The following is a 13,526-nucleotide window of genomic DNA, read 5'->3' on the forward strand; positions in this document are numbered from 1 at the left end:
TTCGCTGGCGGTCGATCCGGTCACGTCGCAGCCGTACTACCGTGCCCCGCTTATCGAGTTGGGGCGCTGCAACGTGGAAACGGCCGTCCGGCTGCTGGCCGTCCTGCGGGGTGTTCCCGAACGGGCGGACGAGCGGTGAACGAGAGTACGGCCGTGGACGGGGACGGCCAGGAGGGGGACAAGCGGACGCCCGTGCGGAATCTCGGTGCCGAGGTCGATGCGATGGGGCGGGCGATCGAGGACCACCTCGCGCTGCTGCGCGGCGAACGCTGCTCGTGGCCCGGCTGCCCGCCGGTCGGCGCCGTCCGCTGCCGACGCGGACTGCCGTAGGCCCGGTCTACGTCAGGGGGCGGGCTCGGTCGTGACGAGGGTCAGGAGGCCGGGGAAGCGGGCTTCGAGGTCCGCGCGGCGCAGTGTCGCCATGCGGCTGTTTCCCCGGTCCACCTGCCTGACCAGCCCGGCTTCGCGCAGTACGCGGAAGTGGTGCGTCACGGTGCCTTTGGACACCGGCAGGGCGAACGAACTGCACGTCCGGGCCGCGCCCTCCGGCTCGGCCGCCAGCTCGCGTACGACCCGGCGGCGCAGCGGGTCCGCGAGCGCGGCGAGCACCGCGCCGAGCGCCATCTCGTCCACCGCCGGGTGGCCTTCGCTGTCGGGCATCCGCGTCTCTCCTCATGCCACAGAAGGTACGACTTGCATTGTACCTAAAGGGGTGGCTACCGTCCCTGAGGTACGAATATCGTCTTACCTTGATCGAGGAGCAGCGCCATGTCCCAGCCCTTCACCCTCGTCGGTTCCGCCCGTCCCAAGCCGGAGCGCGCCGAGGAGCTGAAGCAGCTCCTGCTGTCGTTCGTCGAGCCGACCCGCAAGGAGGCCGGCTGCCTGGAGTACCACTTCCACGAGGACAGCGAGGAGCCCGGCCTCTTCTGGTTCTACGAGGCCTGGCGCTCGAAGGCCGACCTGGAGGCCCACCTCGCGCTCCCGCACATGCAGGCGTTCTGGGAGACGCGCCTCGACTACCTCCAGGGCGACCTCGACGTCCACTACCTCACGATGCACAGCCCCTACGAGCCGAAGACCCGCGCCTGAGCGGGTGCGGGGGCGCGCCGACGGGCCCGCCCCCGCGCGTGGAACGTCAGGGCATGACGTGGTCGCGGCCCGGCCAGCCGATGGCGATGTCCCGGCCGCCGTCGCCCGTGATGTGGTCGTCCCCGGCGCCGCCCACGAGGATGTCGTCGCCCTCGCCGCCCGTGATGTGGTCGTTCCCGGCGTCGCCGTAGGCGATGTCGTCGCCGTCCCAGCCGTCGATCATGTCGTCACCCGGGCCGCCGTGCAGCACCTCGTCGATGGGCCCGCCCATCAGATGGTCGTCCCCGGCGCCGCCGAACATGACGCCGTTGCCCATCAGCATGTCGTCGCCGTCGTCGCCCCTGACCAACTCGGCGGTGTGGGCGTGCAGTTCGTCGTTCCCGTCGCCGCCGCGCACCTGGGTGACGCCGGGGTCGCTCGTCATCACCTCGTCGTCGCCGCCGCCGAGCAGGACGCGGATGTCATCGGGCCTGCGGTCGCCCACCGGCAGTTCGCAGGCGACGAACGTCTCGTCGTCCGGGTCGAGATGGAGACAGTGCTCGCCCGGCTCGATCGGCACGATGTCCGAGAAGCCGATGCGCCGCACCTCCGGGCCGGTGTTCATCGGGAAGACGTGCAGGTCGTTCGCCTCGTCGCCGCCCTGGAACACGATGGACAGGGTGCGCCCGTCCCAGTCCGCGCCGACGGTCGTGCTGCCTTGCGCCGCCGCGGGCGTCGCGCCGAGGCCGGTGGCGACCAGGGCCGCGACGGCGACCGAGGAGAGGGGGAAGAGCCGTGACCGGATCATGAGTGCGTCCTCACTCCAGAGGAAGAAGGGCGGGGGAGATTGTCGTGTACGGGGCAATCCCTCGTCACTTTCCTGTATCTCGTCCGTCCCGTCCACACCCGCCGCACCGATCCGGGGGAGGCCCCGGGGAAGGGTGGCAGAATGCCCGCCGACCGACAGGCGGGACGACGTACGGCTACATCGGATCGATGAAGGCCGTGCCGGGACACCGGGACGAGCTGGTGTCCCTGCTGCTCGAAGGGGTGGACGGGCTGCGCGCCCCTGGGATGCGAGCAGTACCCCGTCAGCGTCTCGCGCAGCGACGACGACACGATCTGAGTCACGGAGGTCTGGCGCAGCGAGGCGGCCATCGGCCGCGCGCTGCCGCTGCTGACCGGTGAGTTCACCCGGCAGGAGCTGGACGTGGTGGGCGGGCTCGGGGGCGGCGCCCGGTCAGGGGGCGACGGCGACGGTCAGGCCGCGTAGTTCGTAGCCGCCGATGGCGTCCAGCGGCCGGACCGTGGGCGGCGACGTCATGCGGACGCCCGGGAGCGCGAGCAGGCGCGTCAGGAACACGTCCGTCTCCAGGATCGCTATCGGCGCCCCCGGGCACTTGTGCGCGCCGTCGCCGAAGGAGAGGGCGTACGGTTCGGCGCCGTGCGCCAGGGGGCGCGCCGGGCACAGCCCGGTGGGGGCGTCGCCGACCGCGCGCGGGTCGGTGTTGGCGTGATCGACGTGCACCTCGACCACCGCGCCCGCCGGGACGGTCGCCCCCGGCAGCGCGACGGGCGCGGTCGTGCGGCGGCGCAGCAGGTTCACCACCGGTTCGAGGCGCAGGATCTCGTGCAGGAGCGCCAGCCGCTCCGGCTCGTCGGCGGCGCGGTAACGGGCGCGCAGCGCGTCGTCCGAGAAGAGGTGCCAGGCCGCCGCGTTGACGAACTCGCGCGTCGTGATCATCCCGGCCGCCGCGAACGTCAGGCACTCGCCGAGGATCTCGGCGGTCGTCCTGCCCTGGCCGACGAGGTGCGTGATCAGGTCGTCCGCGCCCGCGCGGCGCCGCGCGCGGACGGCGGGGCGGACGTCGGACACGTAGATCCGCAGCCAGTTGACGCCCTGCCGGACCGTCCAGTAGAGGCCGCGCGGCGTCGTCAGCCCCGGCGTGCCGAACCGTTCGGGGAAGAAGCTCTCCAGCCTGCGGCGGATGCCGGGCCTGCTGTGGGTGAGGCCGATCACGGCGCAGGTGACACCGATGGACAGGTGGAAGGCCAGCTCGGAGAGGTCGGCGCTGCCGGACGCGCGGAGCTTCGCCAGCTGTGCGTCGGCGACGCGCGTGGCGACGTCGCGGTACTGCCCGTCGACGCGGCGGGGCGTGAAGTAGCGGGCGGTCTGGCGGCGTTGCTCGCGGTGCTCGGGCCCGTCGCGGTAGAGGACGGGGCGGCGTACGCGCTTCGGCAGCATCTCCACCGTCTCGACGCCGAGCCCCGCCTGCACCGTGTCGCCGCTGCGCAGCAGGGCGCGGGCCTCGGGGAGGCCGCGCACGTGCCACACGCCGTCCGGCCCCCGCGTGACCGGGCAGCCGTCCCAGTCCTCCGGCCGCCGTGTCATGCGCCTGTCGTCGTCCACACCAACTCCCTCGGCCCGCACGGTCGGTGGAACGACGGTCACACGCCGGGGGTCACGGCCGCAAGGAGGCGGAGCGGCGCGCGATCGACGCGAGGGTCAGCGCCGTACCCGTCAGCGGGCTGCCCGCGGGGTGGACCACGCGCAGGTCGCGCGTCAGGTCGATGCCGATGACGGGGACGCCGACCAGCGTGCCCGCCGCCAGCTCCGCCGCCACCGCGAGCGAACTGAGCACGGCGGGCGCCACGCCCTCCGCGACGGCGGCCTTGATGGCGGTCGTGGAGGACAGTTCGAGCAGCGGCTCCTCCAGCGGCGCCGGCGTGCCGCGCCGCAGGGCCCGTTCGAGATAACGCCGGGTGCCCGAGCCGCGCTCGCGGCTGACCAGCGGGGCCCCGGCCAGCTCCGCCGCCGTGATCCCCGAGCGGCGGCGCGCCCAGCGGTGCCCCGGCGCGACGATGACGGTCAGCGTGTCCCGGCCGACCGTGGCGGCCGTCAGCCCGGCAGGGACGTCGGGGCCCTCCACGAAGCCCAGGCGGGCCGTCCCGGCGAGGACGGCGGCGGCGACGTCGTCCGAGTTGCCCGTCGTCAGCGCGACCGACGTGCCCTCGGCGGCCGGGCGCAGCGCGGCGAGCCAGTGGGGGAGGAGGTACTCGGCGACGGTCAGGCTCGCCGCCACCGGGACGCGGCTCTCGCGCGAGCGGCGCAGCGACGTGATGCCGACGTCCAGGGCCGCCGCCGCGCCCACCGCCGTACGCGCCCAGTCCGCGACCAGCGCGCCGTCCGGCGTGAGGCGCGAGCCGCGCGCCGAGCGGTCGAGCAGCGCGATGCCGAGGCCGCGTTCGAGACCGCTCAGGCGGGCGCTCGCGGTCGGCTGCGTGATCGCGTGTGCGCGGGCGGCGGCCCCGATGCTGCCCAGCTCGGCGACGGAGAGCAGCAGGTCGAAGGCGGACAGGTCGGATACTCGGTGCGGCAGGGGCATAGGCCCAGTCTATGGACGCATCGGCGATCGGTCCCTGCCGGAGCGGGCCCCGCGGCGCCAGGCTGGGACCATGCACCACCGCACGCCCCCACACGCCCCCCACCCGCCGCGTGACCTGGCGCCCCACATCGCGCCCAACTGGTACGCCTCCGTCATGGGCACCGGCATCGTCGCCACCGCCGCCGTGACCCTGCCCGTTCACCTCCCGGGGCTGCGGACCGCCGCCACCGCCGTGTGGGCGCTGGCCGCCGCGCTGCTCGTCGCGATCACGGCCGTCGCCGCCGTCCACGGGCGGTGCCGCACGCGCCCGCACGCCGACCACCCCGTGATGGCCCACTTCTGGGGCGCGCCCCCCATGGCCCTGATGACCGTCGGGGCCGGGACGCTCACGCTCGGCGCCGACTGGATCGGCGAACGCGCGGCCCTCGCCGCCGCCACCGTCCTGTGGTGCGCGGGAACGGCCCTCGGCCTCCTCGTCGCCGTCTGGATACCCCTGCGCGCCATGACGCGGCACGCCGCCGAACCCGACGCGCCCCACGCGGCGTTCGGCGGCCGGCTGATGCCCGTCGTGCCGCCCATGGTGTCCGCCGCCACCGGCGCGGCCCTCGTGCCGCACGCGCCGGAGGGCCAGGTCAGGCTGACGCTGCTCCTCGGCTGCTACGCGCTGGTGGGCGTCAGCCTGCTCGCGGCGCTGCTCGTCCTGGCGCAGCTGTGGGACCGCCTCACGCGGCACGGCCCAGGGCCCGCCGCGATGGTCCCCACCCTGTGGATCGTCCTCGGGCCGCTCGGCCAGTCCGTGACCGCCGTGAACGCGCTGGGGAACGCAGCCCGCGACGTGCTGCCGCGGCCGTACGCCGCCGGTGCCGAGGCGTTCGGGCTGCTGTACGGGCTGCCGGTGTGGGGCTTCGCGATGCTGTGGCTCGCGCTCGCGGCGTCCGTCACGGCGCGGACGGCGGGCGCGACGCGCGGCGGGCTGCCGTTCTCCCTCACCTGGTGGAGCTTCACCTTCCCGCTCGGCACGTGCGTCACCGGCACGAGCGCGCTCGCCGCGCGCACCGGGGCGACGGCGCTGGAGGCGGTGGCCGTCGCGCTGTACGCCGGGCTGGTGTGCGCGTGGGCGACGGTGGCGGCCAGGACCGTACGGGCCGCCGCGCGCGGCACGCTCTTCCCCGCGCCGCCGCCGCCGGTGGGTACGGGCGGACGCGTACGGGCGGACGGCCCCCTGGGACCGGTCGCGCCCGCCACGGCGCGGAACTGAGCGCGGGAGACGCTCACTCGATCGGCATCGGCCCGTCGTAGACCGGGATCATCGGCTGGACCGCCGCCTCCAGGTCGGTGTGGTCCAGGCGCATGTCGCCGGGGGTCTCGCCGCGTCCGCTCTTCACCGCGTCGTAGTCGGTCCTGCCGATCTCGCCCACGACGGTGCGTGCGTGGTGGTAGTCGGAGTCCTCAAGCTTGTCCAGGCGCAGGTCGTCGGGGTAGGTGGTGCCCGCGGTGACGAAGGCGGCGGCGCCCGAGCTGTTCTCCCACTTCTGGTCGAACAGCCGCTGCGCGAAGTCGCTGTCGGCCAGCATCCCGGCGGACGCGTCCGGGTTCTTCGCGGCCAGCTCCAGCAGCCGGTTGGCGCCCGGGTTCTCCACGCCGCCCCGGTAGTCGCCGTTCCGCGCGTACAACTCCTGGGTGTACAAGGCGGACTCGGCCATCCGCTCCGCCATCGGCTCGCCTGGCGGGATGTCCGACCTGGCGAGGAACTGCGTCATGGCGTCGTAGTCCTTCAGATACTCGGGGCCGTCGTCGGCGCCCGGGTCCCTGCGGATGTCGTCCACGCCGTATGTACGCGGGTTGAGCAGGCCGACCTCGTTCGGGGCATCGACGAAGTCGCGCTCCGACTCGTGGAAGTCGGGATTGTTGAGGACCATGACGGCGTCCGCGAGGACGTCCGCCGAGGTGCGTTCGGTGCCGGAGACGGAGCCCCAGCCCGGCATGCCCGGGTAGAGGGAGGAGGTGTCGACGGCGTGCTCCGAGATGTCGACCAGCTTGCCGTCGTCCAGCCTGTTGAGAAACACGCTGAGGTAATGCGACTCCTCCCAGGTGAGCTTGCGCCCGCCCTCGGCCGCGGCGATGAGCGCCTCGACCGCGGCGAGGTGCGGGCGGATGGCGGCCTCGTCGCCCGGCTTGGCGGCGTTGATCTCGTCGACCGCGTAGTCGAGCATCTCCTCGCTGGTCCACAGTCCCAGCGGGCTGCCGGCGATGTCGTAGCCCAGCTCGGTGAGTTCCTGGCCGAGCCCGGTGAGGTCGTGGCGGTAGGCGGCGAGCAGTTCCACCATGTCGCGAGCGGTGACGATCGCTTCGACGCGGACTTTTTCGATGCCCCTGTGCCTGAGGTGTCCCGCGAAAGCCGGCGCCGAGGCGGGGTTCTTCTCCTCCCACTCCAGGAGGAAGTTCCCGTACCGCAGCTGCGAGCCGGTGGGCGTCTCCGTGACGAGTGACCGCCAGTCGGCCCATGTCTCCTCGGCATGGGCCAGCTCGCGGTCGAACTTCGCGTTCAGGGAGTCGATTCCGATGTCCAGGCCGTCGCCGGTCTCCAGCGCGCGGTCCCGGGACAGGAGGACGAGCCGGCTGACCTGTTCCATGTTCGCGCCGTCGTCCTGGAGGCCGCCGGAGGTGGTGGCGACGCGCTCGTCCGCGTCCACGAGCGACTGCCCGTCCGCCCGGCCCGCGTCGGCGGCCTCGCCGCTCGCGGCGCGTCCCAGGTCGCCCGCCTCGGCCGCCTCGCCGCTCGCCCGCCGGAAGGAGGTCGCCTGGATCTCCATGTCGGCGGTGTCGATCTCGGCCAGGAAGTCCTTATGTCTTTGCCAGGGCGACTTTTCGAGGTTGCCGAGTTCTCCCTCGACATCCGCTCGGGTGAAGGACGCCTGGGACATGGGTCAACTCCTCGTACTCGTCCGCTCTCCGGCCGCCGCGGAGGCCCGGATGCGCGCCGCGGACCGGCTGTCTCGTGATGTTAGGCGCCAAGAGGCGCGTGGTGGAAGGACTGTGGAAAGCTTGTCGGAAACGTGAGATTCTCCGCCGTCCGCGCCGGTCCGCGCCCCGCCGGAACGGGCGTTCCCGCCGTATACGCCCCGGTATGCGCGTGGCGGGTGTTTCCCAGTCGCGAAGGGATCGGAAACACCTGGGGCCGGTTCAGTGGGGTGGCAGCGGCACCTGGTAGGTCGGCAGTATCGGCTGGACCGCCGCCTCCAGGTCGGTGTGGTCCAGGGGCATGTCCTCGGGGGTTTCGCCGCGTCCGGTGCGTACCGCGTCGTAGTCGGTCCTGCCGATGTCGATCACGTTCGACCGTGCCTTGTCGTAGTCGGACTCGTCGCGCTGGTCGGTGGCGAAGCCGTCGGGGTAGGTGGTGCCCGCGGTGACGAAGGCGGCGGCGCCCGAGCTGTTCTCCCACTTCTGGTCGAACAGCCGATCCGAGAACTCCCCGTCGGCCAGCATCCCGGCGGCGGCGTCGGGGTTCTTCGCGGCCAGCTCCAGCAGCCGGTTGGCGCCCGGGTTCGCCACGCCGCCCCGGTACTCCTCGTGCTGGGTGTACAACTCCTGCGTGTACAGGGCGGACTCGGTCATCCGCTCCGCCATCAGGTCACCCGGCGGGATGTCCGACCTGGCGAGGAACTGCGTCATGGCGTCGTAGTCCTTCAGGTACTCGGGTCCGTCGTCGGCGCCCGGGTCCGTGTAGACGTCGTCCACCCCGTGCGTGCGCGGGTAGATCAGGTGGACACCGCCCGGCGCCTCGATGAAGTCACGCTTCCACTCGTGGAAGTCGGGATTGTTGAGGACCATGACCGCGTCGGCGAGGACGTCCGCCGAGGTGCGTTCCGTACCGGAGACGGAGGCCCAGCCCGGCATGCCGGGGTAGATCGAGGAGGTGTCGGTGGCGTGCTCCGAGATGGCCAGCAGCTTGCCGTCGTCGAGCCGGTGGAGGAACGTACCCAGGAACGACGCCTCTTCCCTGGTGAGTTCCCGCCCGCCCTCGGCCGCCGCGAGGAGCGCCTCGACCGCGGCGAGGTGCGGGCGGATCGTGTCCTCGTCGCCCGGCTTGGCGTTGTTGATCGCCTCGACGGCGTAGTCGAGCATCTCGCCGCTGGTCCACAGGCTCAGCTCGCTGCCGGAGAAGTCGTAGCCCATGCCGACCAGTTCATGCCCGTAGCCGGTGAGGGTCTTCCGGTAGTGGGCGAGCGTGTCCTTCATCTCCTTGGCGGCGCTCCGCGCGGCCACGGCGACATGCTCGATCCCGTCCTCCTTGAGCCGCACCGCGAGGGCGAGCGGCGGTCCGAAGTCGGGCGCGTGCAAATCGACGACGAGGTCGCCGTACTGCACGCGCAGGCCGGTGCCCGGTTCGTAGGGGTTGAGCTCGGTGGCGAACTTCTCCCGCCAGTTGGCCCAGTTGTCCTCGGTGTGGGCCAGTGTGCTGTCGAACAGCGGGTCGAGAGCCTCCGTGAACCTCTCGCCGGTCGGCCCCTTGACCAGGGCGTCGAGCTGCTCGGCCGTCTGCTGCGCGAGGGCCATCGACTTCTCGACGACGTCGGAGGCCGTCTCCATGTCCTCGCCGTCGTCCTGGAGGCCGCCGGAGGTGGTGGCGACGCGCTCGTCCGCGTCCACGAGCGACTGCCCGTCCGCCTGGCCGGCGTCGGCGGCCTTCTTGGTCGCGGCGCGGCCCAGGCTGCCCGCTTCGGCCGCCTCGCCGCTCGCCCGCCGGAAGGAGGTCGCCTGGAGTTCCATGTCGGCGGTGTCGATCTCGGCCAGGAAGTTCGTGTGCGTTTGCCATGGTGACTCGGTGAGGAAGCCGAGCTTCCCCTCGACATCGGTCTTCCTGAACGTCACCTCGGACATGGGTCAACTCCTCGTGCTCGTCCGCACCCTGGTTGCCGTGAGAGTCCGGGGCGCGCCGCGGACCGGCCGTCTCGCGATGTTAGACAGCGGAAGTCGCCGGGCCAAGGGATCTTCGCAAGCTTGCCGAGAACTTGAGATTCCGCCGCCGCCCGCGCAGGCCCGCGCCCCGGCGGAACGGGTGTTCCCGCCGTATGCGCACCGGTATGAGGCCGCCGGTGATTTCCGATCGCGAAGGATTGGCAAAGCCGTCCCGGCTCGCCGTCAGGGCGCCGCGCCGGCCGCGCGGGACCGGTGACCGCGCCGCCGACTCCGGGGCTGAGCACGGCAGTTCCGGCGCGGTTCCGCCTTGCCGGCCGCCCGGGACCGGGGACACGCGTCAACTCCTCGCGCGCGCGTCCGCGCCCGGGACGTGTCAGGGGCGGCGCCGGGTGCGGCGTACCAGGCGGGGGAGCAGCGCGGCGGGCGATCTGCCGCGTGCCGCCGACAGCCACACGCCCGCGCCGTACGCCAGGTCGTCGAGCCGCCGGGCGACGGCGAAACGCGGCAGGTCGAGCCGCGCGTCGTCCCTGCGGTACTCGAAGGCGATGTCCGTCAGCGCCGCGACGGCCGCCGCCCGCCGTACCCGCGACGAGACGGCGCAGCCCGCCGCCGTCAGCGGCCACCAGTGCCGCGTCAGCAGGTTGCCCGCCTGCGACAGCGCGCTGACGGTGCCGTTCGCCGTGAGCCAGGCGGCGAGGCGCACGGGGTGCTCGGCGCGGTCCAGCTTGCGCGCGATCCGCAGCGTCGTCCCCGCGTAGACGGCGGCCGCCGCCGGGACGGACCAGCGGCGCTGCGCCAGCAGCGCGACGACCAGAGCCGTGCTCCACGGCGCGAGGATCGCCGGGGCGATGTACTCCGGGTGCCGCACCGCCAGCGGATGCGCGCCCGTCCCGTACACCGCCTTGCGCGTGAACCAGTCGCCGAACCGCGTCCGGTGCTCGTGCCACGCCACGACGGACGGCTCGTACCGGATGCGCAGCCCGCGCTCCAGCACCCGCCAGCCGAGGTCCACGTCCTCGCCGACGCGCATCGCGGCGTCGAAGCCGCCGCCCAGCGCGTCCACGCGCGCGACGACGCAGGCCGTCGACGCCCACGCGACGGGCGTGCCCGGCCTGACCGCCGCCGGGTCGCCGCCCAGGTCGAGCGACGAGCGGGTGTCCTCGTACCGGCCGAGCCAGCCCTCGGCGCCCCCGGTGCGCAGCCCGGCGATCCGGGGCACGGCCATCGCCACGCGGGGGTCGGCGAAGTGCCGCAGCAGCGCCGGGACGGTCTCCTCCGGCAGCACGACGTCGGAGTCCGCGAAGACCACGAACGGCGTCTCCACCAGCCGCAGTCCGGCGTTGCGGGCGCCGCCAGGACCGACGTTGACCGCCAGCGGGACGAGGCGCGCGCCGTGCTTCGCGGCGACATCGGCGATGTCCGAGGGGCGCAGCGACGCGTCGTCCACCACGACCACCGGATGCCCGATGCCGATGCTCGCGAGCAGCCGGTCCAGCGCTTCGGGGCGGTCGCGGACGGGGATCACGTACGTCCAGCGCGCGTCCTCGCCCGGCGGCGGCAGTTCGGCGAGCACGGGGTTGGCCATGCCCGTCTCCAGCAGCCGGTCCGCCAGAACGGCGCTCGCCCGGCCCGTGACGCGGACGGTGCGGCCGGTCAGCAGCGGCCTGGCGCGCGGGGTGAGGCTGAGCAGCCGGGTGGGGAAGCCGCCGAGGAGCGCCCTGCCGCCGTCCACGACGCGGACCCTGCGGTCGAGCGTCACGGCGAAGCCGACGGGGAGCGTCATGCCGGCCCGCCCTCCGGCTCCACCAGGCGCCCGTGCGGGCTGACCGCCCCGCCCGCGACGCGGCGGGCGATCGTCTCCACCAACTGGCCCATGATCCGTGCTCCTTCGTCGGCCGACGCCCCCGCCGGGTCGCCCAGCACCCCCGAGGGGGAGAGGGCCAGGACACCACGGGTCGTCAGGTCCGCCATGATCTCGGCGAGTGGCCGCGTGTCGCCCGCCACGGCGTCCGCCGTGCGCACCTCGCCGGGCGCCAGGTGCAGCATCAGCGACGTCTCGGTGCGGCCCGCGTGCGCGTCGCCGCCCGGGACGGCGCACAGCGTCCACGCCACGTCGTGCCCCTCGTCGCGCAGCACGGGCACGGTGGTGGCGAGCGTCGCGACGTTGCCGCCGTGCCCGTTGACGAAGACGACACGGTCCGCCCACAGCGCGAGCGACCTGACCGTCTCCGTCAGCACCGCGCGCAGCGCCTCGTGGCCCACCGACACCGTGCCGGGGAAACCGGCGTGCTCGCCGCTCGCGCCGTACGCGATCGCCGGGGCGACCAGCGGCGGCGCGGGCGCGGCGAGCGCCGGGTGCGCCGCGACCCGGCGGGTCACGGCGCGCGCCACGACGGTGTCGGTGGTCAGCGGCAGGTGCGGCCCGTGCTGCTCGATCGAGCCGACCGGCACGAGGACCAGCGCGGCGCGCGGCACGGCGGGCCATACCGCGCGCGCCAGTTCGGGCACGGTCCCCTCCCCTCGGTCCGCCATCCGCGTCAGGCGACCGGACGGGCCGACGCGACGGACGCGCCGCCGAGCGTACGGGCGAAGCCGTCCGGGATCACCAGGTCGTCGCGCGACAGCTCGTGCGCCGACCGGTGGCCGAGGCCGAGGACCGCCGAGTCCAGGCCGCCGCGCAGGATGTCCAGGACGTTCTCCACGCCCGCCTGCCCGTTCGCGGCGAGGCCCCACAGGTACGCGCGGCCGACCAGCACCGCGCGGGCGCCCAGCGCCAGCGCCTTCGCGACGTCGCCGCCGCGCCGGACGCCGCCGTCGAGCAGCACCTCGATCCGGTCGCCGACGGCCTCGGCGATCGACGGGAGGACGCGGATGGTCGCCGGGGTGGTGTCCAGGTTGTTGCCGCCGTGGTTGGACACGGAGATGCCGGTCACGCCCGCGTCCACCGCGCGCTTCGCGTCGTCCACGCGCGTCACGCCCTTCAGCAGGAACGGGCCGCCCCACTGCTCGCGCAACCACTCCACGTCCTCCCAGGTGGGAGGGGGCGTCTGCATCCACTCGAAGTAGGCGCCGAAGAACGTGGGCGCCGCGCCGCCGGGCGGCTGGAGGTTGGGGGCGGTCAGGTCCGGGATGCGGCCCGTCTTGCCGAAGGTCCACAGCCAGCGCGGGTGCGGCAGCACGTCCGGCGCGAACGTGAGCATGGTCTTCAGGTCGATCTTCTCCGGGATGGACGGGCTGCCCCAGTCCCGCCCGTTGGAGAACGACCAGTCCAGCGTCGCGATCAGGGCCTTCGCCCCGGCGGCCCTGGCGCGTTCCATCCGCTGGAGCATCGCGTCGCGCGTGCCCGTCCAGTACATCTGGAAGAACACGTTGTCGTTGACGGCCGCGACCTCCTCGACCGGCTTGCCGGCGAACGAGCTGAGGCCCATGATCACGCCCCGGTTCGCGGCGGCGCGGGACACGGCGACCTCGCCGTCCGGGTGCACGGCCTGCACGCCGGTGGGGGAGATCAGCACCGGCATCGACGTCTCGACGCCGAGGACGGTCGTGGACAGGTCGCGCTCGGCGTGGTGCCCGACGACCCGGGGGGCGAAGCCGAGTTCGCCGAACGCGCGCGTGTTGTCGTCGATCGTCCTGCCGCGCTCGGAGCCGGCGACCAGCGCGCCGTACACACTGCTCGGCAGCCGCTTCTTGGCGCGGCGCTGCGCTTCGAGGACGGTCTCGAACCATGGATTCCGGAACATTTCTCTCACTCCTGGAAGATGCGGTCAGGCCCTGAAAATGTCGCTCAGCGCCGGAGCGATGTCGTGGTGCGTGCGGCCCGCCAACAGCAGGACGCGCGCGCCGCGTTCCGGCACCGCCGCGAGCTGCCGCGCGGCCGGGCGCAGCGGGAACGCCACGTTGGCCAGGCCCTGGGCGGGGATGCGCAGCATCGTGTCCAGCAGCTCGGACGGCCTGATCTCGTCGCCGAGCCCGAGCAGCAGCGCCGCGTCCGACCGGAACGCGACGACGGCGAGCGCGTCCCGTTCCAGCTCGGCGGCCGGCGCAACCACGGTCGCGGCGGCCCCGCGGACCCGTTCCGCCCCTCAGCGAGCCCGACAGTTCCACGGCCAGGACGACCGCACGGGGCGCGCGGGCCCGTTCGCGGACGAA

13 protein-coding genes are annotated in these 13,526 nt (G+C 73.6%); 3 read left to right on the forward strand and 10 right to left on the reverse strand.

What is annotated here, in order from left to right:
- Positions 1-135: 135 nt before the first annotated feature.
- Complete coding sequence (locus ACL02R_RS25405; protein WP_412799294.1) at positions 136-330, forward strand: hypothetical protein; 195 nt, start codon at positions 136-138, stop codon at positions 328-330.
- A 12-nt stretch (positions 331-342) separates the two neighbouring features.
- Here ACL02R_RS25405 and ACL02R_RS25410 read toward each other — a convergent pair whose 3' ends face one another.
- Complete coding sequence (locus ACL02R_RS25410; RefSeq protein WP_398840612.1) at positions 343-660, reverse strand: ArsR/SmtB family transcription factor; 318 nt, start codon at positions 658-660, stop codon at positions 343-345.
- A 108-nt stretch (positions 661-768) separates the two neighbouring features.
- Here ACL02R_RS25410 and ACL02R_RS25415 point away from each other — a divergent pair, with 108 nt between their 5' ends.
- A complete protein-coding gene (locus ACL02R_RS25415) occupies positions 769-1,089 on the forward strand; it encodes a putative quinol monooxygenase (RefSeq protein ID WP_362955238.1) in 321 nt (106 codons plus the stop codon).
- A gap of 46 nt (positions 1,090-1,135) precedes the next feature.
- On the opposite strand, the gene ACL02R_RS25420 is transcribed toward ACL02R_RS25415, so the two are convergent.
- From ACL02R_RS25420 to ACL02R_RS25430, 3 genes are all read right to left on the reverse strand, one after another.
- The gene (locus ACL02R_RS25420) at positions 1,136-1,876 is read right to left on the reverse strand and encodes a calcium-binding protein (protein ID WP_412799295.1); all 741 of its coding nucleotides are present in this window, start codon (positions 1,874-1,876) and stop codon (positions 1,136-1,138) included.
- Between the two features lie 432 nt (positions 1,877-2,308).
- On the reverse strand, positions 2,309-3,478 hold the full coding sequence (locus ACL02R_RS25425) for a cytochrome P450 (RefSeq protein WP_412799296.1): 1,170 nt from the start codon (positions 3,476-3,478) through the stop codon (positions 2,309-2,311).
- 52 nt (positions 3,479-3,530) lie between these two features.
- Positions 3,531-4,454, reverse strand: a complete 924-nt coding sequence (locus ACL02R_RS25430; RefSeq protein WP_412799297.1) for a LysR family transcriptional regulator — start codon at positions 4,452-4,454, stop codon at positions 3,531-3,533.
- 70 nt (positions 4,455-4,524) lie between these two features.
- Between ACL02R_RS25430 and ACL02R_RS25435 the strand changes: the two genes are divergently transcribed.
- Positions 4,525-5,712, forward strand: a complete 1,188-nt coding sequence (locus ACL02R_RS25435; RefSeq protein ID WP_412799298.1) for a TDT family transporter — start codon at positions 4,525-4,527, stop codon at positions 5,710-5,712.
- A 13-nt stretch (positions 5,713-5,725) separates the two neighbouring features.
- Here the strand turns inward: ACL02R_RS25435 and ACL02R_RS25440 are convergent, their stop codons facing one another.
- The 6 genes from ACL02R_RS25440 to ACL02R_RS25465 all read right to left on the reverse strand — a co-directional run bounded on the left by ACL02R_RS25440 (position 5,726) and on the right by ACL02R_RS25465 (position 13,426).
- On the reverse strand, positions 5,726-7,378 hold the full coding sequence (locus tag ACL02R_RS25440; protein ID WP_412799299.1) for a hypothetical protein: 1,653 nt from the start codon (positions 7,376-7,378) through the stop codon (positions 5,726-5,728).
- A gap of 259 nt (positions 7,379-7,637) precedes the next feature.
- Entirely contained in the window at positions 7,638-9,335 is a 1,698-nt protein-coding gene (locus ACL02R_RS25445) for a hypothetical protein (RefSeq protein WP_412799300.1), read from the reverse strand.
- Between the two features lie 412 nt (positions 9,336-9,747).
- On the reverse strand, positions 9,748-11,157 hold the full coding sequence (gene mftF, locus ACL02R_RS25450) for a mycofactocin biosynthesis glycosyltransferase MftF (RefSeq protein WP_412799301.1): 1,410 nt from the start codon (positions 11,155-11,157) through the stop codon (positions 9,748-9,750).
- A complete protein-coding gene (gene mftE, locus ACL02R_RS25455; RefSeq protein ID WP_412799302.1) occupies positions 11,154-11,906 on the reverse strand; it encodes a mycofactocin biosynthesis peptidyl-dipeptidase MftE in 753 nt (250 codons plus the stop codon). Before mftE ends, mftF begins: the two co-directional genes overlap by 4 nt.
- Before the next feature lie 5 nt (positions 11,907-11,911).
- On the reverse strand, positions 11,912-13,117 hold the full coding sequence (gene mftD, locus ACL02R_RS25460) for a pre-mycofactocin synthase MftD (protein ID WP_412799303.1): 1,206 nt from the start codon (positions 13,115-13,117) through the stop codon (positions 11,912-11,914).
- 24 nt (positions 13,118-13,141) lie between these two features.
- Complete coding sequence (locus ACL02R_RS25465) at positions 13,142-13,426, reverse strand: hypothetical protein (RefSeq protein ID WP_412799304.1); 285 nt, start codon at positions 13,424-13,426, stop codon at positions 13,142-13,144.
- Positions 13,427-13,526: the final 100 nt, after the last annotated feature.

It is taken from the genome of Streptomyces sp. MS19 (assembly GCF_047200595.1).
GTDB lineage: Bacteria > Actinomycetota > Actinomycetes > Streptomycetales > Streptomycetaceae > Streptomyces.